Here is a 19,012-nt window from a genome sequence, read left to right on the forward strand (position 1 = left end):
AGAACTAATTAATCCTGAAATAAATAAGAGGATTAAAAGAAATTTATCAAGATTATTATCTATTATCTTATTAAAAGGCAATTTGACTCTTGCAGTTAGATATATGACATATGGGATTTGAAAGATATAATGAAAGGATGCTAAAAATGTTCCTATATATTCAAATTTATCTTTTAAATTATTAACAATAGAATGAGATCTATTCACTTTCATCATATTTCATTTTATACATTCTTTCGTCCGCTTTTTCAAGAAGTTTATCTAAATTTTCTCCATCCTTTGGGAAAAAGGAAATTCCATAGCTAAAGCCTATCATTATTCCTGTTATAAAATTCTCGCTTAAAAATTTGATATATAATCTTTTTACAATTTCCTCTGCTTTATCTTCATTAACATCAAGAAGAATAATACAAAACTCATCCCCGCCATATCTTGCCAGTTTATCTTCTTCCCTTAAATTCTTTTTTAACCATTGGGCTACTTCTTTTAAAACTTCATCTCCCTTAGAGTGTCCTAGTAGGTCATTAATACTTTTGAAATTGTCTAAATCTATAAAAACTAAAGCAAAATCTTCTTTAGTCTTTATTAAATATTCTGTGTATTGGTATAAAAATTTTCTGTTGGGAATACCTGTTAATTCATCTATTAAGGAGGATTCTTCTGCTAATTTTCTTGCTAAGGTTAATTCTTTTTCTCTTTCTGATACTTTATCTACCATTTTTTTAAAACTTCTTGCCAATTCCCCAATTTCATCCTTTCTATTAATATCTAACTCTATGTTATATTTACCTTCAGCAATATCTTCTATGTTTTTCTGAAAGGTTTTCAGAGGCTCAAATATTGCAGATATAGCAAAATTACTTAAAAGAATAGATAAAATTAGTATGAATACTAGTGAAAGAATAAAAGATCTTTGAAGAAAAAGGGAAATTTTAGAGGGTAAATCTTCATACTTATAGATTTTAAATTCAAAGGATCCATTTTTGGCATCTATGGGAGTTAATATACAAAGATAATTATCTTTATAGCAGTAATCTGAAGAAAAAGAAATTTCAGGTATATTAGGATCTGAGGAATAAGTATTTATTTTGGTTTTTATGACAATACCAAAATCTAAAGTTTTTTCCCATTCTTTTAAGACTGAATCGTCTATGATATATCCGAAGATTAAAAAGGCATGATAGAACTTCTTTCCGTAGTTATCAAAAACGGGAGAAGAAGCATATACAAGAACTCCTCTTTTAGTTATATAGAATCCAGAAGTAATTGTTAAATTCTTTGGTAGTAAAATCTTTAATGGGATATTTTCAAAGGGACTTTTAATTATAATTTTTCCATTTTCTTTTAAAAGAGCAACTAAATCATAGTGAAAAGTATTTCTAACCCATGGTTCCAGATTATTCTTAATCCAATTTTTATCCTTTTTAATAACGCCAAATTCTCCCATGTCATCCCAATAAGCATAATCTCTGATATGATTTTCAAGCTTTTTTATTTCTCGTACTAGAAAATACAAAAAGTTCTTTTTTACCTCTTGAGCTTTACTTTTGATGCTTTCCTCTACAAGGATATTAGAGATTAAAAAAGAAGAAATAAAAACAGAGAAAGAAAAAAACAAAAGAACTAAGAATGATCCCAGTAGAATTTTTCTTCTTAGGCTCATTTTTCTCTCATAAAATTTTTAATTTTGTATTTTTATATTATACTTCTATTTTTGTCTGTGACATAGATCACACATGATATAATAAATATGGAGAGGTGGCCGAGGGGATTAAGGCGCTCGCCTCGAAAGCGAGTAGGCTTAAAAGAGCCTCGTGGGTTCGAATCCCACCCTCTCCGCCTTTTTTTATTAAAACGATTGCTTGTAAACAAATATTATTGTAAACTTATATAAAACTCATTAAAAAGGAGGTTTTAATATGCCCTTTGTAGACCATCGTTCTCAAAAAATAAAAAGAAATAAAGAGGAATTATTAAAACACATGCAATCTTTTAAATTGGATCTTAAGTTTTCTGTCGGCATCTGGTATTTTACTCCAGGAGGAGGAAGATTTCATGAACCCTATGTAGAAACTAAAGGTATTCCTGAGAGAATAGAGATGGCAGCAGAAATGGCAAAATTTGGGATAAAAGGAATAGAAGCTCATTATCCTGCAGAAGTGAATGAAGAGAATTTACATTTATATAAAAAGCTTGAGAAAGAGGCAGGAATTAGACTTGTTGCAGTACCTTTAAGTTTATTTTATGATAAGATCTTTGAATTTGGTTCTCTCTCTAATCCCTATGAAAAATATAGAAAAATTGCCTATGAAAGACTGGTAAATGGATTAAAACTTGTAAAGGAGGCCAATGCGGATATATGTATCATTTGGCCTGGAATTGATGGATATACATATTCTTTTGGACATCTATATTATCATATGTGGGATACTTTTGAGGAATTAGTAGCTCAAGCTATGGATGAAGTTCCAGGAGTACAAGTAGCAATTGAACCTAAACCTTATGAACCTGCTCCTAATAACATTTATAGAACTACTTCTGATGGAATTTTAGCGGCAAGAGATATAGAATCAAGATTGAGAAATCCAGAAAATTTAAAATTGTTAAAAGAGGGTCATGCTCTTGTTGGATTAAATCCAGAGGTAGGTCATGTAAGAATGGGTTTTGAAGATTTACCTTATTCCTATGCAAGAGTAGCCAGAGAAGGGAGATTGTTCCACACCCATTGGAATAGTCAGCCCTTGGGAAATTATGATCAAGATTTAAATGTTGGTGTTGTAGATTGGGATGCTACCGAGGCTCTTCTTTATACTCTAAAAATGGTAGGTTATCAAGGATACTTTGGAATTGATATAAATCCAGAGAGAATTCCTGTGCTTAAAGCTATAGAGATAAACACTAAGGTTCTGAATATTATGAATGAAAGGATTGAAAGACTTCCTCATGAAAAAATTATTGAATGCTACTTTGATCCAGAAAATCATAGGGGAGAATTGGAGTTAATATTGGCGGAGAACCATAGATAATTTTTGGGGGAAGATTTTTCTTCCCCCATCACCTTATTAATCTTTACCTTTAGTCAAAAACCAAAGAAAAATAAAGAAAAATTATAATTTTAGGTAAAAATTATAAGAAAAAAAGAGTTCTTTTTCTTTGACTCAATATATAGGGTATGTTATTATTTGTTTAATACAATATATAGTGGAGAATATAAAAATGAAATGTCCTTTCTGTGGAAACTCAGAAACAAATGTTTTGGATACTCGAGAAATTGAGAATCAGACAGTAGTCAGAAGAAGAAGAGTATGTCTTAGATGTGGTGAAAGATTCACTACCTATGAAAGAATAGAAGAGAAACCTATTTTAGTAATTAAAAAAGATGGAAGAAGGGAACCTTTTGATAGGAATAAACTTCTTCTTGGTCTTCAGAGAGCTACGGTAAAGAGAAATATAGATAACGAGAAGTTAGAAGAAATAATTGACGAAATATTAGGAGATATAAGAAAACAGGGATTAAGTGAAATAAGATCAAAAGACTTAGGAATGATGGTACTAGAAAGATTAAGATATTTGGATAAAGTTGCATATATTAGATTTGCTTCAGTATATCAGGAATTTAGTTCCGTCGAGGAATTTGCAAAACTTCTTTCCCAACTGGAGAAAGAAAAAGGAGAGAAGGAGGGCTAAATAAATATGGGAAAGGAGGTTAATGATTTAATAAGAGAATATCTGGAGAAAAGTGACTGGAGAGTAAACGAAAATTCTAATATGGCTTATTCTCTTCAAGGATTAAATTATTATCTTTATTCCAGCTTAATTGCAAGATACTGGTTAGAAGAAATTTATCCTAAAGATATTGCAAAGGCTCATCAAGAAGGAGATTTTCATATTCATGATTTAGGCTCTCTCTCCGTATATTGTGTGGGATGGGACTTAGAAGACTTATTATTAAGGGGTTTTGGAGGAGTAGAGGGTAAAATATCAAGTAAGCCAGCAAGACATTTTAGAACTGCTTTGGGACAAATTGTTAACTTTATGTTTACTCTTCAAGGAGAAGCAGCAGGTGCTATTGCCTTTTCTAATTTTGATACCTTTTTAGCACCCTTTATAGCCTATGATAACCTTTCCTATAAAGAAGTGAAGCAGGCCCTCCAGGAGTTCATATTTAACTTAAATATACCTACAAGAACAGGGTTTCAAACTCCCTTTACAAATCTTAGTTTTGATCTCACTGTTCCTGAAGATTTAAGAGATAAAAAGGTTATTATTGGTGGAGAAAGAAAAGATGCTACTTACTCAGAGTTTCAAAGGGAAATGGATATTCTAAATGAAGCTTTTTGTGAGGTAATGATTGAAGGAGATGCTCATGGAAGAATTTTTACTTTTCCTATTCCTACCTATAGTATAACTAAAGATTTTCCTTGGGAAAAGTCAAATCTTACAAAAATATGGGAAATGACTGCAAAGTATGGAACTCCATACTTTTCCAATTTTGTAAACTCAGATATGGATCCTTCTGATGTAAGAAGTATGTGTTGCAGGTTAAGATTAGATAATTCTCTTGTAAGACAAAGAGCTCTTACTTTTACTCTAAATACATCGAATAAAAATGTAGAAGAACTAAAACACCGAGGAGGAGGCCTTTTTGGTGCTAATCCTTTAACAGGAAGTATTGGAGTTGTTACTATAAATCTTCCAAGATTAGGATATCTTTCTAAAAATGAAGACGAATTCTTTGATAGATTAGCCTTTCTTATGGATTTAGCAAAGGAAAGTTTGGAAATAAAAAGAAAAGTTCTTGAGGATTTAACTCATAAAAATCTCTATCCCTATTCTAAGTATTATCTTTCCGGAGTTTATGAACTTACAGGACAATACTGGGGGAATCATTTTTCTACCATTGGAGTTATAGGAATGCATGAAGCATGCATGAATCTTTTAAAGGAAGGAATAAATGAGGTAGGGGGTAGAGAGTTTGCCATTAAAGTATTAAAATTTATGAGAGAAAGGCTTTTAAAATATCAGAAGGAAACAAATAACCTATATAATCTTGAAGCTACTCCTGCAGAAGGAACATCTTACAGGTTAGCTCGTATTGATAAGATGAAGTTTAAGGATATATATACTTCGGGAGATAAGGAACCTTTTTATACAAACTCTACTCAGCTTCCTGTGAACTATTCCCAAGATCCTTTTGAAGTATTGGAACATCAAGATGAACTTCAAAGCCTATATACAGGTGGCACAGTTTTACATATCTTTTTGGGAGAGGCAATTGATGATATAAACTTAGTGAAAGAGGCAGTAAGATTAATCTCTTCCAATTATCGTCTTCCCTATTTTACCCTTACTCCTACCTTCAGTGTATGTCCTGAACATGGATATATAAAAGGGGAAAGGGAAAGTTGTCCCCATTGTGGAAAGGAAACGGAAATTTATTCAAGGGTTGTAGGATATTATAGACCTGTTAAAAGCTGGAATAGAGGTAAACAGGAAGAATTTAAATTAAGAAAATCTTTTGTATTAACTTTAAAGGAGAGGAAGAGAATTGAAAATCTCAGGTTACCTGGGATTTAGTTTAATAGATTTTCCTGAAAAAATATCCTTTGTAATATTTACCCAAGGATGTAATTTTAGATGTCCATTTTGTCATAACCCTGAATTGATATCCACAAGAAAAAAGGGGGTATATTCTGAAGAATTTATATTAGAAGAATTAGCAAGAAGAAGGAAATTGATAGATTCTGTAGTAATAACAGGAGGGGAGCCTACATTGCAAAAAGATCTTCCCAAATTTTTATTTAAATTAAAAAAGAAAAGACTTTTTGTAAAATTAGATACCAATGGTAGTAACCCCTATATGTTGATGGAATTAATTCAAGCAAGACTAGTGGATTACGTTGCTCTTGATTTTAAGAACTCTAAAGAAAAATATGGAGAAACTATAGGTTTAAAAGAAGATTTAGCAGAGAAATATTACAAAAATCTTATGGAATCCTTAAAAATTCTAAAAAAAAGTAATATAAATTTTGAAGTAAGGACTACACTGGTTCCAAAATTAGTGAGAGAAAAAGATTTAAGAATTATCAAAGATGTTATTGGGGATGTTCCTTATTATTTACAGCAGTTTAATCCTGAGAAAACGTTAAATTTGGAATATAGATTTCAAAAACCATATTCCCCAGAAAAGGTTAAAGATTTTAAAGAAAAGGTTCAAGGAAAATTAAGAGGAGTTGTTAATTCTTCTTAAGATTAAAAGTGCAATAATAGATGCTACTGCTCCTTGGAGAAAATTAATCCTGTAACTTCCATAATCAATAATTAAACCTGAAAGAAAATAGGAAATAATCTGAGAAAAAGAAATAATTAAATTATTTAATCCTACAAAGCTTCCTGCCTTTTCCTTGGGAATATAACTCAATAAAAGGCTATAGGGGACAATGGATAATAAAGATAGGCTGATGCCATAGAGAATTAAAGGAGGATAAACATGAATTAATCTATAGGTTTGTGAGAAAAGAACACTACTTATTGCCAAAAGTGCCAAACCAATAGCACTTAATTTTTCTTTAGAATATCTATCCGCAATAAAACCTATGGGAATGGTAGAAATCCAAGACAATATTCCAAAGATACCAAGAGCAATTATGTAATCTTTTAGAGAGGCAAAAAGGGCATCCTGAAAAAAAAGAAGAATAAAAGAACTAATGGAGGATATACTATACCATATTAGCCACTGCAATGCAAAAAGCTTAATCCATATTCCTCCTCTAAAATAATTAAGATCCATAACATCTTTTTTATATTCTTTCGCTTCTTCAGGAATAAGAAGAAGAAAAAGAAGAGAAAGGATTATTCCTAAATATATCAAAAGAAATTTTATAAAATCAGTATGGAGAAATAAAATAAGAATGATATAAATTCCCTGAACTAGATAAGAGGAAAAGTTCAATATTCCTGTTGCTTTTGCAAAAAAATTCTTTGGTATCAAATCTGGAACTAAGGACTGGAAAGGAGCAAATCCTGAAAAGAAGAAAGTAGAGATTAAAAAGGTATTTATATATAAGTCCTTTAGACTTTTTGACCTCTCAAACCTTAAAAGAGCTAAAACTAAAAAGATCAAACTGAAAATAACTATATATTTTCTTCCTTTTAAAACTTTAATCATTCTATCAGAAAGTAAGCCAATCAAAGGAGGAACTATCATTCCTGCAAAACCTATTATAGACATTATAATTCCAATTTGAGTTTTTGAAGTTGTAAACTTGCTTATAAAAAATATCAAATTAAAACTTCGAAAGGCAGAAAACAGAGAAAATCCTATATTTCCAATTCCTAATAGAATTATTAAAGTGTATATCTCTTTTTTCTCAATAATTTCTCTTTTTAGTTCTTTTAATTTCACGAAAGGATTCTTCCAAAGCTTTCTTTTTACTGTAATACCATGCAATCTTTCTTAAATCTCAATTACAATTTTCTTCTTTTAACTGCCTACTATAGATAAGAATATGAATTCTTTGAGGGGGAAAAGAATATTTTCCCCCAAGTTTTAGTCTTCTTTTTCTTCTAAAAGCCCATATTCAAGACTTTCTACTAAGGCTTTCCAACTTGCCTCTATTATATTTGTAGAAACTCCAACAGTGCTCCAACTTCTTCCTTGATTATCCACAGAATCGATTAATACTCTTACTTTTGCTCCTGTTCCACTCTTTCCATTAATTACCCTTACTTTGAAATCGGAAAGTTGAATATTCTTTAATTGGGGATAGAATTCTGTGAGAGCTTTTCTTAGAGCTTGGTCGAGAGCATGTACAGGACCATTTCCTTCGGATGCTACATGGACAATTTTATCTTTGACCTTTAGTTTTAATGTTGCTTCAGTTATTGTTTCTCCATCTTCTCCTATTTTTTCTACTATGACTCTTAAACCAATTAAATCAAAAAGTTTTGTTTCTTGCCCTAAGGCATGTCTTACTAAAAGCTCAAAGGATGCTTCTGCACCTTCAAAATAATACCCTTCATTTTCCAGTTCTGTAACCTTATCTAAAATCATTTTTGCTAAAGGTGAGTCTCTATCTAAATCTATATTAAATTCTCTTGCTTTTGAAACAATGGTACTTGTTCCTGAAAGTTCTGAAACTAATATTCTCCTCTTGTTTCCTACCTTTTCAGGATTTATATGTTCATAAGATTTAGGGTTTTTCAAAATGGCATTAACGTGTACTCCTCCCTTATGGGCAAAAGCGCTTCTTCCAACAAAGGGTGCCCAGGACTCAGGAGGAAGATTAGCAATTTCAGAAATCCAATGAGATAAATCCGTAAGCTTTGCTAAATTTTCTTCAGGAAGTACGGGAATACCCATTTTTAACTGAAGTATAGGTATTATGGAGCATAAATTTGCATTTCCACATCTTTCCCCATACCCATTCATTGTACCCTGTACGTGAATAACTCCCTCTAAAACAGCAACTATAGTATTTGCTACTGCTAGTTCTGAATCATTATGGGTATGAATTCCTAAAGGAGCTTTAATTTTTTCTTTAACCTTTCTAATAGCTTCAGCTATTTCCCAAGGCAGGGATCCTCCATTGGTATCTGCTAAAACTATACAATCTGCTCCTCCCTCTACTGCAGACTCCAATGTAGCTATAGCATAGGATGGGTCAGATTTAAACCCGTCAAAGAAATGTTCTGCATCATAGATTACTTCTTTATTATGGGATTTTAAATACTTCACCGAATCGTATATTATTTGAAGGTTATTATCAAGGGTTGTTTTAAGAATCTCTATAACATGAAAGTCCCAACTTTTTCCAAAAATAGTCACTACTGGAGTGTCACTATCTAGTAAGGCTTTTAAATTAGGATCTGTTTCAGGTAGATTCTTTACTCTTCTTGTGCTTCCAAAAGCAGCAATTTTAGCATGTTTTAAGGGGATTTCTTTAACTCTTTTGAAAAAGTTCAGATCTTTAGGATTAGAACCAGGCCATCCTCCTTCAATGTAGTCAATTCCAAAATCATCAAGCTTTTCTACTATTCTTAATTTATCCTCTAAAGAAAAAGAAATTCTTTCACTTTGGGCTCCATCTCTTAGAGTGGTATCATAGAGATAAATTTTATTCATTAAGCTCACCTCTCTCTATATATTTAACTATTAGATCTCCCATTTCTTCCGTAGAGACTAACTTCTTAGCATTGGGATTATTGTTATATAAATCTTTAGTAAAATATCCTAAACTTAAAACTTTTTCTACTGCTTCTTCAATTAATTTTGCTTCTTTTTCTAAGTTTAGAGAATATCTCAATAAGAAGGCACAGGATAAAATAGTTCCTAAGGGATTTGCAATATTTTTTCCCGCAATATCTGGAGCAGAGCCATGAATGGGTTCATATAAGCCTATTTCTCCTTCCCCAAGACTTGCAGATGGAAGCATTCCAATAGATCCAGTTATCACTGCTGCTTCATCACTTAAAATATCTCCAAAGGTATTTTCTGTCAAAATAACATCAAATTGTCTAGGATTTCTTATTATTTGCATAGAACAATTATCTACATACATATGTTCTAAGATAATTTCAGAATACTCTTTAGAAATTTTCTCTACAACTTCTCTCCATAGTCTTGAAGTCTCTAAAATATTTGCCTTATCTACAGAGGTAACTTTCTTTCTTCTTTTCTCAGCAATAGAAAAGGCGACTCTTGCTATTCTTTCAATTTCTTTCTCTGAATAAATCATAGTATCTACCGCAAAAAACTCTCCATCTTTTTCATATCTTTCTTTAGGTTTTCCAAAATAAAGTCCTCCTGTAAGTTCTCGGATAATAACAAAATCTACATCTTTAACAATCTCGGGTTTTAGAGGAGAACTAAAAATTAAGGAATTATATGCCTTTATTGGTCTAATATTAGCAAATAGTTTCAAGCCTCCCCTAAGCCCTAAAAGGGCTTGTTCAGGACGAAGATGGGAAGGCAGGTTATCCCATTTTGGTCCTCCCACTGCGCCTAATAAAATTGCGTTGCTCTCCTTACAAAGATTAAAAGTTTCTTCAGGGAGAGGAGTTCCTTTCTCGTCAATAGCAACCCCTCCTGCTAGGGCAAATTCCATCTCAAATTTATGTCCAAATACCCTCTCTATTGCTTTTAAAACTTTAATCCCTTGCTGGATTACTTCTGGTCCAATGCCATCTCCTGGTAATACTGCAATTTTGTAACTCATAATTCTCCCCCTTTAATTCTCTCTTTAGCAAAATTTATTAGCCCCCCCTTGTTTATAATTTCTTGAATTAAGGGGGGAAAAGGTTTTGTTTCAAATCTTTCTTTCGTGGAGAGATTTTCTACTATCCCATTGATAAAATCTACTCTTAAAAGATCCCCTTCTTTAATTCTTTCTACGGCAGAAGGAATTTCCAAAATAGGAAAACCAATATTTATAGCATTTCTATAAAAGATTCTTGCAAAGGATTTTGCAATGATGCATTGAATACCCGATGCTTTTAAAGCTATAGGAGCATGTTCTCGAGAGGAGCCACATCCAAAATTCTCTCCTACTACAAGAATGTTTTTCTCTTTAACCTTTTCATGAAATAAAGGATCTAAATCTTCCATACAATGAAGGGAAAGTTCATTAGGATCAGTGGTATTTAGATACCTTGCAGGAATAATTACATCGGTATCTATATTATCTCCATAACAAAGGGCTTTTCCTTGATAAATCATTCTTTCACCTCCACTTCCCAAGGTGCAGATATCCTTCCCAAGATGGCAGAAGCTGCTGCTACTGCAGGATTAGATAAATAAACTTCACTCTTTGGATGTCCCATTCTTCCTACAAAGTTTCTATTAGTAGTACTTAAAGCTCTTTCTCCTTCTGCTAAAACCCCTAGATGTCCTCCTAAACAAGGACCACAACTGGGAGGAGTGATTATACCTCCAGCAGATAAAAATATTTCAATTAATCCCTCTTTTAAAGCGGACATATATATGGAAGGAGTTGCAGGGGTTATTATTAACCTTAAATTAGGATTAACCTTATGTCCCTTTAGAATCTTTGCAGCAATTCTTAAATCTTCTAATCTTCCATTGGTACAAGATCCAATATATACCTGATCTAATGTTATATTTTTATTAATAACTTCAGAAATAGGATAGACATTACTAGGAAGATGGGGAAAAGCAACCATAGGTTCCAAATTTGAAACATCCCATTCATATATTTCACTATAATTTGCGTCTTTATCGCTATAAAAAATTTCAAAATTTCTTTTGGCTCTACTCCTAACATACTCTAAGGTAATCTCATCGGGCTCGATAATTCCACTTTTTGCTCCTGCTTCTATTGCCATATTGCATATAGTAAACCTGTCTGCCATTGAAAGACTTCTAATCACTTCTCCTGTAAACTCCATAGCTTTGTATCTTGCTCCATCAACTCCTATCTTTCCTATAGTAAACAATATTAAATCTTTCCCCCCTACCCATTTTGGAAGTTTTCCATAATAAATAAATTTTATAGACTCAGGAACTTTGAGCCAAATTTCTCCAAAAGTCATAGCATAAGCTAAATCAGTACTTCCAACTCCAGTAGAAAAAGCCCCTAAGGCACCATAGGTACAGGTATGGGAATCCGCACCGATTATACAATCTCCAGGTAAAACCAAGCCTTCTTCAGGAAGAAGAGCATGCTCTATTCCTACTCTTCCTCCATCGTAAAAGTATTTAATTCCCTGCTCTCTTGCAAATTCTCTAACTTCTTTTGCTTGCTGGGCTGACTTTATATCCTTATTAGGGGTATAGTGATCAGGAATCAAGGCAATTTTTTCAGGATCAAAGACCTTTTTCGCACCTATTTTTCTAAATTCCTTTATAGCTAAAGGAGCAGTAATGTCGTTAGCTAACATAAAATCTAATTTTACAAAGATCAAATCTCCAGGAGAAATCTCTTTATTATTTGAGTGTTTTAGAAGAATTTTTTCGGTAATAGTTAATCCCATAAATTTTTCTCCCTTCTCAATTAATTTTTAGTTCTTTCTTTATAACTTAAGAGATTACTAATTGCTCTTAAATATGCCTTTGCACTTGCCTCAATCACATCGGTGCTTGTTGCTCTTCCTACAAAAATATTTCCAGATTCATCGGAAATTTTGACTAAAGCTTCCCCTAAAGCATCAGTTCCTGAAGTTACAGATCGAAGAGAAAAGTCTAATAAATTATGTTCCACTTTAATAGACTCTGATATAGCTTTATACACTGCATCTACTGGTCCATTTCCTGTATTTACACTTTTTATCTTTTCTCCTCTTTTATCTATTACAATTGTTGCGGTGGGAACAATACCTAATCCACTAACTACCTGAAGATGCTCTAATTTTATCATTTCTTCAGATTCTCTAAATCCATTTTTAATCAAGGCTTCTAGATCTCTATCAGTAATTTCTTTCTTCTTATCTGCCAACTCCTTAAATCTTTTGAAGGCTTCATCTAATTCTTCTTTGTTTAAACTATAACCAAGCTCTTCTAATCTTTTTTCAAAAGCATGTCTTCCTGAGTGTTTTCCTAAGACTATTCTACTCTCAGAAAGCCCAATACTTTCTGGAGACATAATCTCATAAGTAGAGGGATCTTGAATTACTCCATGCTGATGAATTCCTGACTCATGGGTAAAGGCATTGTCTCCAACGATAGCTTTATTAGGCTGTATCATTATTCCCGTAAGAGAACTAACTAGCCTACTTGTTTTATAAATTTCTTTTGTATTTATTCCTACATCTTTTCCCAATTTTCTCACTTTAATTGCCATGACAATTTCTTCTAAGGCTGCATTTCCTGCTCTCTCTCCTAAACCATTTATAGTACATTCTACTTGTTGAGCTCCATTTATAATGGCAGACAAAGAATTTGCTACAGCTAATCCTAAATCATTATGGCAATGAACACTAAGAATTACTTTATCAATATTTTTCACTTTTTCTCTGATTCTTTTTATCAGTTCTCCAAATTCCCAAGGTAAAGCATATCCTACTGTATCAGGAATATTTATGACTGTTGCTCCTGCATTAATTACTTCTTCAATAACTTTACACAGAAAATCAAAATTACTTCTCACTGCATCTTCTGGAGAAAATTCTACATCACTGCAATATTTTTTTGCATATTTTACTGCAAAGATTGCTTGTTCTAATACTTCTTCTTTTGTTTTTCTTAGTTTTTTTTCCATATGGATATCTGAGGTTGCAATAAAAGTATGTATTCTTGGATTTTCTGCATATTTTAAGGCTTCCCATGCTCTATCTATATCTTGTGGTATTGCTCTTGCTAATGCAGCTATTACAGGTCCTTTTACCTTTTCTGCTATAGTTTTTACTGCCTGAAATTCTCCTTCTGATGATATGGGAAATCCTGCCTCAATTATATCTACATTTAATTTAGCTAATTGTTTTGCAATTTCTAATTTTTCTTCTACATTTAAACTAACCCCTGGGGTTTGTTCTCCATCTCTTAGTGTGGTGTCAAAGATATAAATCTTTTCCATTAAAAGACACCTCCTATTCTTGTGCCTTTAGCCAAGGCATCATCTTTCTTAAAACCTTTCCTACCTTTTCAATTAGGTGTTCTTCATCCTTCTTTAGGAGGGCATTAAATACAGGTCTTCCTACTTGATTCTCTAAAATCCATTCCCTTGCAAATATTCCCTCTTGAATTTCCTTCAGGATTTTTTGCATCTCTTTACGGGTCTCTTCGTTAATAATTCTTGGTCCCCTTGTTATATCTCCATACTTTGCAGTATCACTTACTGCTTTTCTCATAAAAGTTATCCCACCTTGATTTATAAGATCTACTATGAGTTTTAACTCGTGAAGACATTCATAATAAGCAACCTCAGGTTGATATCCTGCATTAACCAATGTTTCAAAGCCTGCCTTTATTAAAGCTGTTACTCCTCCGCAAAGAACTACTTGTTCTCCAAAAAGATCTGTTTCTGTTTCCTCTTTAAAAGTAGTTTCCAAAACTCCTGCTCTTGTAGCTCCTATTCCTTTTGCATAAGAGAGGGCTATGTCTTTACAGTTTTGGGAGTAGTCTTGATGGACTGCAAAAAGGGCAGGAACTCCTTTACCTTCCATATAAAGTTGTCTTACTAGAGGACCAGGTCCCTTGGGAGCAACCATGAATACATCTACAAAGGGAGGAGGTACAATTTGGTGATAGTGAATATTAAACCCATGAGCAAATCCTAAAGCTTTATAAGGTTTCAAATTTGGTGCTACTTTTTCCTTATATACTTGAGCTTGTTCCGTATCAGGAAATAAAAACATAATTATATCTGCCTTTTGAACTGCAGTTTCTATATCATAAACTTCCATTCCTTCTTCTATAGCTCTTTTCCATGATTCTCCATTTGGTCTTAATCCAAGAATAACCTTTAAACCACTATCTTTTAGATTGTTAGAATGAGCTCTTCCCTGACTACCATATCCTAAAACTGCAATAATCTTATCCTTAAGAATATCCATATTGACATCAGAATCATAATAAACTTTTGCCATTTTATAAACCTCCCTTTATTTACTATTTAATCTCATCCCTCGAGGCATAACTATTTTCCCTGTTCTCACCATCTCTTTTATTCCATAGGGCTCTAAATTCTTTACAAAGGCATCAATCTTCTCGCTATCTCCAGTAATTTCAATAATTAATTCTCTCTCACTAACATCTACAATACTTGCTCTAAAAATTTCCACAAGATCTATTATTGCCCTTCTGTTATTGGTATCAGAATTCACCCTAATTAAAGCCAATTCCCTTTCTACGACAGGAACATCAGTAAAATCATTCACCTTTAATACGACTATTAATTTATAAAGTTGTTTTGTAATCTGTTCTAAAACTTTTTCATCACCGTCGACGACTAAGGTTATGCGAGAAATTTCAGAGGATTCTGTGGTATTCACAGCTAAGCTTTCAATATTGTATCCTCTTCTACTAAAGAGTCCTGCAATTCTTGCTAGAACTCCAGGTTTATTCTCCACTAAAAGGGAGAGGGTGTGTTTCATTACTTCCACCTCCTAATCTATCATCATCTTATCTATGGATCCTCCTGCAGGAACCATAGGAAATACATTTTCCTCTCTTACAACCTTAAAGTCTATTATAGTAGGAGCATCATTTTTTTCTAAAGCCCAATAAATAGCATCTTCAACCTCAGAAGGTTTTTCTACTCTTCTTCCATAAATTCCGTAAGCGGATGCTAATTTTACAAAGTCAGGAGCAAAATCAAAAAGAGTACAAGAATATCTTTTTCTATAGAAAAGTTCTTGCCATTGTCTTACCATACCTAAACAACTGTTATTTAAAATAAATATTTTTATGGGTAATTTTTGACAAACAGCAGTAGCTAATTCTTGAATATTCATTTGAATGCTTCCATCTCCAGCTATATCAATTACTAGTTTATCAGGGTTCGCAATTTGTGCTCCAATGGCAGCAGGTAGTCCAAATCCCATAGTTCCTAAGCCACCAGAAGTAATAAATTGCCTAGGATATTTAACTTTATAAAACTGAGCAGCCCACATTTGATTTTGTCCTACTTCAGTAACCACAATAGCGGAACCTTTTGTAATTTCATATATTTTCTCGATAACATATTGAGGTTTAATAACTTCATCACTGTTTTTATATTTTAATGGATATTTTTCTTTCCACTCTTTGATTTGTGCCCACCAATTAGGGTTATTTTTTTCTTCAACTTCTTCATACAATCTTTGAAGAGCAATTTTTGCATCTGCTACAATAGGAACAGATGCAGAAACATTTTTTCCGATTTCTGCAGGATCAATATCTATATGAATTATTTTTGCGTTAGGAGCAAAGGTATCTACTCTTCCTGTAGATCTATCACTAAATCTAACTCCTACTGCGATAATTAAATCACTGTTGTTTACAGTAAAATTAGCATAAGCTGCTCCATGCATTCCCAAAAAACCACAATAGAGATGATGATCTTCGGGAATAGCACCCTTTCCCATAAGAGTGGTAATCACAGGGGTATTAATTTTTTCTGCAAGTTTAAGTAGTTCTGATGATGCGTTAGAACTTATTACTCCACCTCCTGCTAAAATTACTGGTTTTTCTGCAGATTTTATAAGATTTATTGCTTTTTTAATCTGTAATGGATGGGGATCGTAAGTAGGTTTATATCCTGGGAGATTTATATTAGAAGGATAACTATAATTTATTTTTGCCATAAAAACATCTGCAGGAATATCAATAAGAACAGGCCCCTTTCTTCCTGTGGTTGCTATATAAAAAGCTTCTTTAAAAACTGTAAGTACCTTTTCAGGATCTTTAACTAAATAATTATGCTTTGTAATGGGCATAGTTATTCCAGTAATATCTGCTTCTTGAAAGGAATCTTTTCCCAGAACGTTAGTTCTTACTTGTCCTGTAATAGCGATAACAGGAGAGGAATCCATGAAGGCAGTAGCTAAACCTGTTACTAAATTTGTAGCCCCAGGTCCTGAAGTTGCAACACAAACTCCTACTTTTCCGGAAGCTCTAGCATATCCGTCTGCTGCATGGGCAGCTCCTTGTTCATGTCTTACCAACACATGTCTTAAAGAGGAATCATATAATGCATCGTAAAAACCAATAACTGCTCCCCCAGGATAACCAAAAATAACCTCCACTCCCTCTTCCTGCAAGAATTTTATTATTGCTTGTGCCACTGTCATTTCCATAAAATTCTTCCTCCTTTCTTAAAAGTAAAGGCTTCTCCACCTTTTAAAAAAGGGTGAGAAGCCTCCCACGGTACCACCTTTTTTGGTCCTTGATTTTTTTGGACCTCTCTTTCCTTTAACGCAGGAATAACGGAAAACCCTACTTATTAGAAAGGAAGGTTTAAAAACCCTCCTCCAACTTCGAGCTTTCAGCTCCAAGGCGAGTTCCACAGGCTATACTACTGGGTTTCACCGTACCCCAGCTCTCTGTAAAGTAATCACCTGTGTACTACTCCTCTTCTTCGCCATTGATAACTATATTAAGTTAATTTGGTATATTACCATAGTCAAATTTAAATGTAAAGAGGGGTTTTGATATTTAAGTAAGAAAAGTTTCATGATAAACTTTAAGAAAAATAAAGATTTTGGGAAAAATCTTTCATGTATGGTAGAGTTTTATACTTATTCTTAAGAGATCTAAGAATAAAAAATAATAATGCTTTCTATGATGCTGTAAAAAATTCAATAGAGTTAATTCCTTTATTTATTTTCGAAGAAAAGGAATATAATCTCTTTCAAAGGAAATTTCTTATTTCCGCTCTTTTTCTGTTAAATTTAGAGCTTGAAAAGTTAAAATCCCTTTTGTATGTCGTAAACTCTTATTTTTCCTACGAAACTTTAAATTTTATATATGAAAGAATAAAACCTGAGGCTATTTATTTGAATAAAGATTTTACATGGAAATTTGAAGAAAAAGAGAAATTATTGGAAGACTTTTGTAGAAAAAAGGGTATAGTTCTAAAGTTCTATGACGGAAATTTTTTAGTTAATCCCATGCTAATAGATAAAAGGAAAGTTTTTACGCCCTTTTATAAAAAATGGGTAAATTATTTAGATGTTAAAGACTATACTGAGATGGAAAATATTCCTTTTATAAATACCCCTTTAGTTGAAATAACAAAATTTAGAGATCTAGAAATATTAAAGGAGGCAGATTTAAAAATAATAAATTCAGGTTTTAATAGATTAAAAGAATTTGATTTTGAAACTTATGATAAAAATCGCAATTTTTTAAGTATAGATGGAACTTCTAAACTCTCTCCTTTTATTAACTTTGGTGTCATATCTATAAAGGAAATTTATAAAAAAATAAAAAACATTTATAACTCTCAATTTTTAAAAGAACTTGCTTTCAGAGAATTCTGGTATCATATAAGGCTAAATTTTCCTGAAACAAGGAATATTGAATTCCAAGAAAAAAAGAGAAAAATTTCGTGGCTTAATAACGATTATTTTATAGAGAAATTTAAGAAAGGTGAAACAGGATATCCTATAATAGATGCATGTATAAGACAGCTTATTTCCGAAGGATGGATTAATAATAGAGCAAGAATGCTTCTAGCATCTTTTCTCACAAAAACATTGCTTACTGATTGGAGAATAGGAGAAAAATTTTTTAAAGATTTTCTTGTTGATTATGATGAAGTTTTAAACATTCAGAATTGGCAATGGTCTGCATCGGTGGGAGCAGATCCAAGGCCCTTGAGAATTTTTAATCCTATATTACAATCTCAAAGATATGATTCAGATTGTATTTTCATTAAAAAGTATATACCAGAATTAAAGAATGAAGAATGTTATAAAATTCATAATCCTCTAAAATACAAGATTTCCTATGTGAAACCTATAGTGAATTTTTATATCCAACGAGATATTGCTCGAAATTTATACAAAAAAATGTGAAGATATTATTTTATTTTTATTCATCGAGAGTAATAAGTCAAAGCATAACTATAAGTAGGATTTTCTGATTTATAGTATATATTGTTATAATTCCTAGAAGATTCAACCCAATTCCATATATCGTCCCAATCTGTATAGTAATCTTGCCACTGAATTACATTATATGGTTTGTTATTGTATGGACATATCAGTGTTTCTGAGAAATATAAAGGATTATAAAGTAAAAAAGTGGTGAAAGACCATGCATCTATAGGGTAAGATTTATTTCTCAAATAGTACACTTCCAATGCTTCTTTAATCAACTTCATATTATATTTTTGTGTATTTCTTTTAGATTCTAATAAGATCTCATAATATACGGGAACCCCTATGCCTATTATTATACCTAATATTAAAATCACAACTAAAACTTCTATAATGCTAAATCCCATATTTTTGTACTCTTTGGAAGTTTTTTTAAAATTATCAAAAATATACATAATGCTTTAGACCTCCATAATTGTTTTCTTCAAGCATTTTTATTCAAAGAGCTTTTTTAAATTATTGACGATTTTTTTGA

17 protein-coding genes, 1 tRNA gene and 1 other annotated feature are annotated in these 19,012 nt (G+C 32.3%); of the genes, 6 read left to right on the plus strand and 12 right to left on the minus strand.

Translation table 11 applies throughout. The features are described from left to right. Together NZ841_01095 and NZ841_01100 are read right to left on the minus strand one after the other, a co-directional pair. A partial coding sequence (locus tag NZ841_01095) for a hypothetical protein (protein MCS7201364.1) occupies positions 1-216 on the minus strand: 216 nt, incomplete at its 3' end. Then, positions 200-1,516, minus strand: coding sequence for a diguanylate cyclase (locus NZ841_01100; protein MCS7201365.1), 1,317 nt, complete (start codon positions 1,514-1,516; stop codon positions 200-202). The genes NZ841_01095 and NZ841_01100, both read right to left, overlap by 17 nt. Positions 1,517-1,752: 236 nt before the next feature. On the opposite strand from NZ841_01100, the gene NZ841_01105 reads away from it, so the two are divergent. From NZ841_01105 to NZ841_01125, 5 genes are all read left to right on the plus strand, one after another. After that, a tRNA-Ser gene (locus NZ841_01105) sits at positions 1,753-1,839 on the plus strand. A gap of 80 nt (positions 1,840-1,919) precedes the next feature. Beyond that, on the plus strand, positions 1,920-3,026 hold the full coding sequence (locus NZ841_01110; GenBank protein ID MCS7201366.1) for a TIM barrel protein: 1,107 nt from the start codon (positions 1,920-1,922) through the stop codon (positions 3,024-3,026). A gap of 190 nt (positions 3,027-3,216) precedes the next feature. Next, positions 3,217-3,687, plus strand: coding sequence for a transcriptional regulator NrdR (gene nrdR, locus NZ841_01115; GenBank protein MCS7201367.1), 471 nt, complete (start codon positions 3,217-3,219; stop codon positions 3,685-3,687). A gap of 6 nt (positions 3,688-3,693) precedes the next feature. Continuing rightward, a complete protein-coding gene (locus NZ841_01120; GenBank protein ID MCS7201368.1) occupies positions 3,694-5,577 on the plus strand; it encodes a ribonucleoside triphosphate reductase in 1,884 nt (627 codons plus the stop codon). Further along, positions 5,549-6,250: an anaerobic ribonucleoside-triphosphate reductase activating protein gene (locus NZ841_01125; protein MCS7201369.1), complete on the plus strand. Its 702-nt coding sequence runs from the start codon at positions 5,549-5,551 to the stop codon at positions 6,248-6,250. The genes NZ841_01120 and NZ841_01125 overlap by 29 nt, the downstream gene beginning before the upstream one ends. Here NZ841_01125 and NZ841_01130 read toward each other — a convergent pair. The 9 genes from NZ841_01130 to ilvB all read right to left on the minus strand — a co-directional run bounded on the left by NZ841_01130 (position 6,224) and on the right by ilvB (position 16,731). After that, positions 6,224-7,405 (minus strand): MFS transporter, encoded by a 1,182-nt coding sequence (locus tag NZ841_01130; protein ID MCS7201370.1) that lies wholly within the window; start codon positions 7,403-7,405, stop codon positions 6,224-6,226. The genes NZ841_01125 and NZ841_01130 overlap by 27 nt on opposite strands. Before the next feature lie 144 nt (positions 7,406-7,549). Next, positions 7,550-9,124, minus strand: coding sequence for a citramalate synthase (cimA, locus tag NZ841_01135; GenBank protein MCS7201371.1), 1,575 nt, complete (start codon positions 9,122-9,124; stop codon positions 7,550-7,552). Beyond that, positions 9,117-10,217 (minus strand): 3-isopropylmalate dehydrogenase, encoded by a 1,101-nt coding sequence (gene leuB, locus NZ841_01140; protein ID MCS7201372.1) that lies wholly within the window; start codon positions 10,215-10,217, stop codon positions 9,117-9,119. The genes cimA and leuB overlap by 8 nt, the downstream gene beginning before the upstream one ends. Next, a complete protein-coding gene (gene leuD, locus NZ841_01145; GenBank protein MCS7201373.1) occupies positions 10,214-10,717 on the minus strand; it encodes a 3-isopropylmalate dehydratase small subunit in 504 nt (167 codons plus the stop codon). The genes leuB and leuD overlap by 4 nt, the downstream gene beginning before the upstream one ends. Continuing rightward, the gene (gene leuC, locus NZ841_01150) at positions 10,714-11,991 is read right to left on the minus strand and encodes a 3-isopropylmalate dehydratase large subunit (protein ID MCS7201374.1); all 1,278 of its coding nucleotides are present in this window, start codon (positions 11,989-11,991) and stop codon (positions 10,714-10,716) included. The genes leuD and leuC overlap by 4 nt, the downstream gene beginning before the upstream one ends. A 20-nt stretch (positions 11,992-12,011) precedes the next feature. Beyond that, the gene (locus NZ841_01155; GenBank protein MCS7201375.1) at positions 12,012-13,529 is read right to left on the minus strand and encodes a 2-isopropylmalate synthase; all 1,518 of its coding nucleotides are present in this window, start codon (positions 13,527-13,529) and stop codon (positions 12,012-12,014) included. A 13-nt stretch (positions 13,530-13,542) separates the two neighbouring features. Further along, on the minus strand, positions 13,543-14,541 hold the full coding sequence (ilvC, locus tag NZ841_01160; GenBank protein MCS7201376.1) for a ketol-acid reductoisomerase: 999 nt from the start codon (positions 14,539-14,541) through the stop codon (positions 13,543-13,545). Positions 14,542-14,556: 15 nt separating this feature from the next. Next, complete coding sequence (gene ilvN / locus NZ841_01165; GenBank protein ID MCS7201377.1) at positions 14,557-15,048, minus strand: acetolactate synthase small subunit; 492 nt, start codon at positions 15,046-15,048, stop codon at positions 14,557-14,559. 12 nt (positions 15,049-15,060) lie between these two features. Then, positions 15,061-16,731: a biosynthetic-type acetolactate synthase large subunit gene (gene ilvB / locus NZ841_01170; GenBank protein MCS7201378.1), complete on the minus strand. Its 1,671-nt coding sequence runs from the start codon at positions 16,729-16,731 to the stop codon at positions 15,061-15,063. Positions 16,732-16,777: 46 nt separating this feature from the next. After that, positions 16,778-17,022: a binding site (T-box leader), on the minus strand. Positions 17,023-17,151: 129 nt separating this feature from the next. Between ilvB and NZ841_01175 the strand changes: the two genes are divergently transcribed. Further along, positions 17,152-18,453: a DNA photolyase family protein gene (locus tag NZ841_01175; protein ID MCS7201379.1), complete on the plus strand. Its 1,302-nt coding sequence runs from the start codon at positions 17,152-17,154 to the stop codon at positions 18,451-18,453. Positions 18,454-18,473: 20 nt separating this feature from the next. On the opposite strand, the gene NZ841_01180 is transcribed toward NZ841_01175, so the two are convergent. Then, positions 18,474-18,932: a prepilin-type N-terminal cleavage/methylation domain-containing protein gene (locus NZ841_01180; protein MCS7201380.1), complete on the minus strand. Its 459-nt coding sequence runs from the start codon at positions 18,930-18,932 to the stop codon at positions 18,474-18,476. Positions 18,933-19,012 lie beyond the last annotated feature (80 nt).

Source organism: Dictyoglomus sp. (assembly GCA_025060475.1).
Classification (GTDB): domain Bacteria; phylum Dictyoglomota; class Dictyoglomia; order Dictyoglomales; family Dictyoglomaceae; genus NZ13-RE01.

Excerpts from the sequence above, each read along its gene's own strand:
- NZ841_01110 (MCS7201366.1), top strand. The coding sequence starts at position 1,920 with ATGCCCTTTGTAGACCATCGTTCTCAAAAAATAAAAAGAAATAAAGAG.
- nrdR (MCS7201367.1), top strand. The coding sequence starts at position 3,217 with ATGAAATGTCCTTTCTGTGGAAACTCAGAAACAAATGTTTTGGATACT.
- NZ841_01120 (MCS7201368.1), top strand. The coding sequence starts at position 3,694 with ATGGGAAAGGAGGTTAATGATTTAATAAGAGAATATCTGGAGAAAAGT.
- cimA (MCS7201371.1), bottom strand. The coding sequence starts at position 9,124 with ATGAATAAAATTTATCTCTATGATACCACTCTAAGAGATGGAGCCCAA.
- leuB (MCS7201372.1), bottom strand. The coding sequence starts at position 10,217 with ATGAGTTACAAAATTGCAGTATTACCAGGAGATGGCATTGGACCAGAA.
- leuD (MCS7201373.1), bottom strand. The coding sequence starts at position 10,717 with ATGATTTATCAAGGAAAAGCCCTTTGTTATGGAGATAATATAGATACC.
- leuC (MCS7201374.1), bottom strand. The coding sequence starts at position 11,991 with ATGGGATTAACTATTACCGAAAAAATTCTTCTAAAACACTCAAATAAT.
- NZ841_01155 (MCS7201375.1), bottom strand. The coding sequence starts at position 13,529 with ATGGAAAAGATTTATATCTTTGACACCACACTAAGAGATGGAGAACAA.
- ilvC (MCS7201376.1), bottom strand. The coding sequence starts at position 14,541 with ATGGCAAAAGTTTATTATGATTCTGATGTCAATATGGATATTCTTAAG.
- ilvN (MCS7201377.1), bottom strand. The coding sequence starts at position 15,048 with ATGAAACACACCCTCTCCCTTTTAGTGGAGAATAAACCTGGAGTTCTA.
- ilvB (MCS7201378.1), bottom strand. The coding sequence starts at position 16,731 with ATGGAAATGACAGTGGCACAAGCAATAATAAAATTCTTGCAGGAAGAG.
- NZ841_01175 (MCS7201379.1), top strand. The coding sequence starts at position 17,152 with ATGTATGGTAGAGTTTTATACTTATTCTTAAGAGATCTAAGAATAAAA.
- NZ841_01180 (MCS7201380.1), bottom strand. The coding sequence starts at position 18,932 with ATGTATATTTTTGATAATTTTAAAAAAACTTCCAAAGAGTACAAAAAT.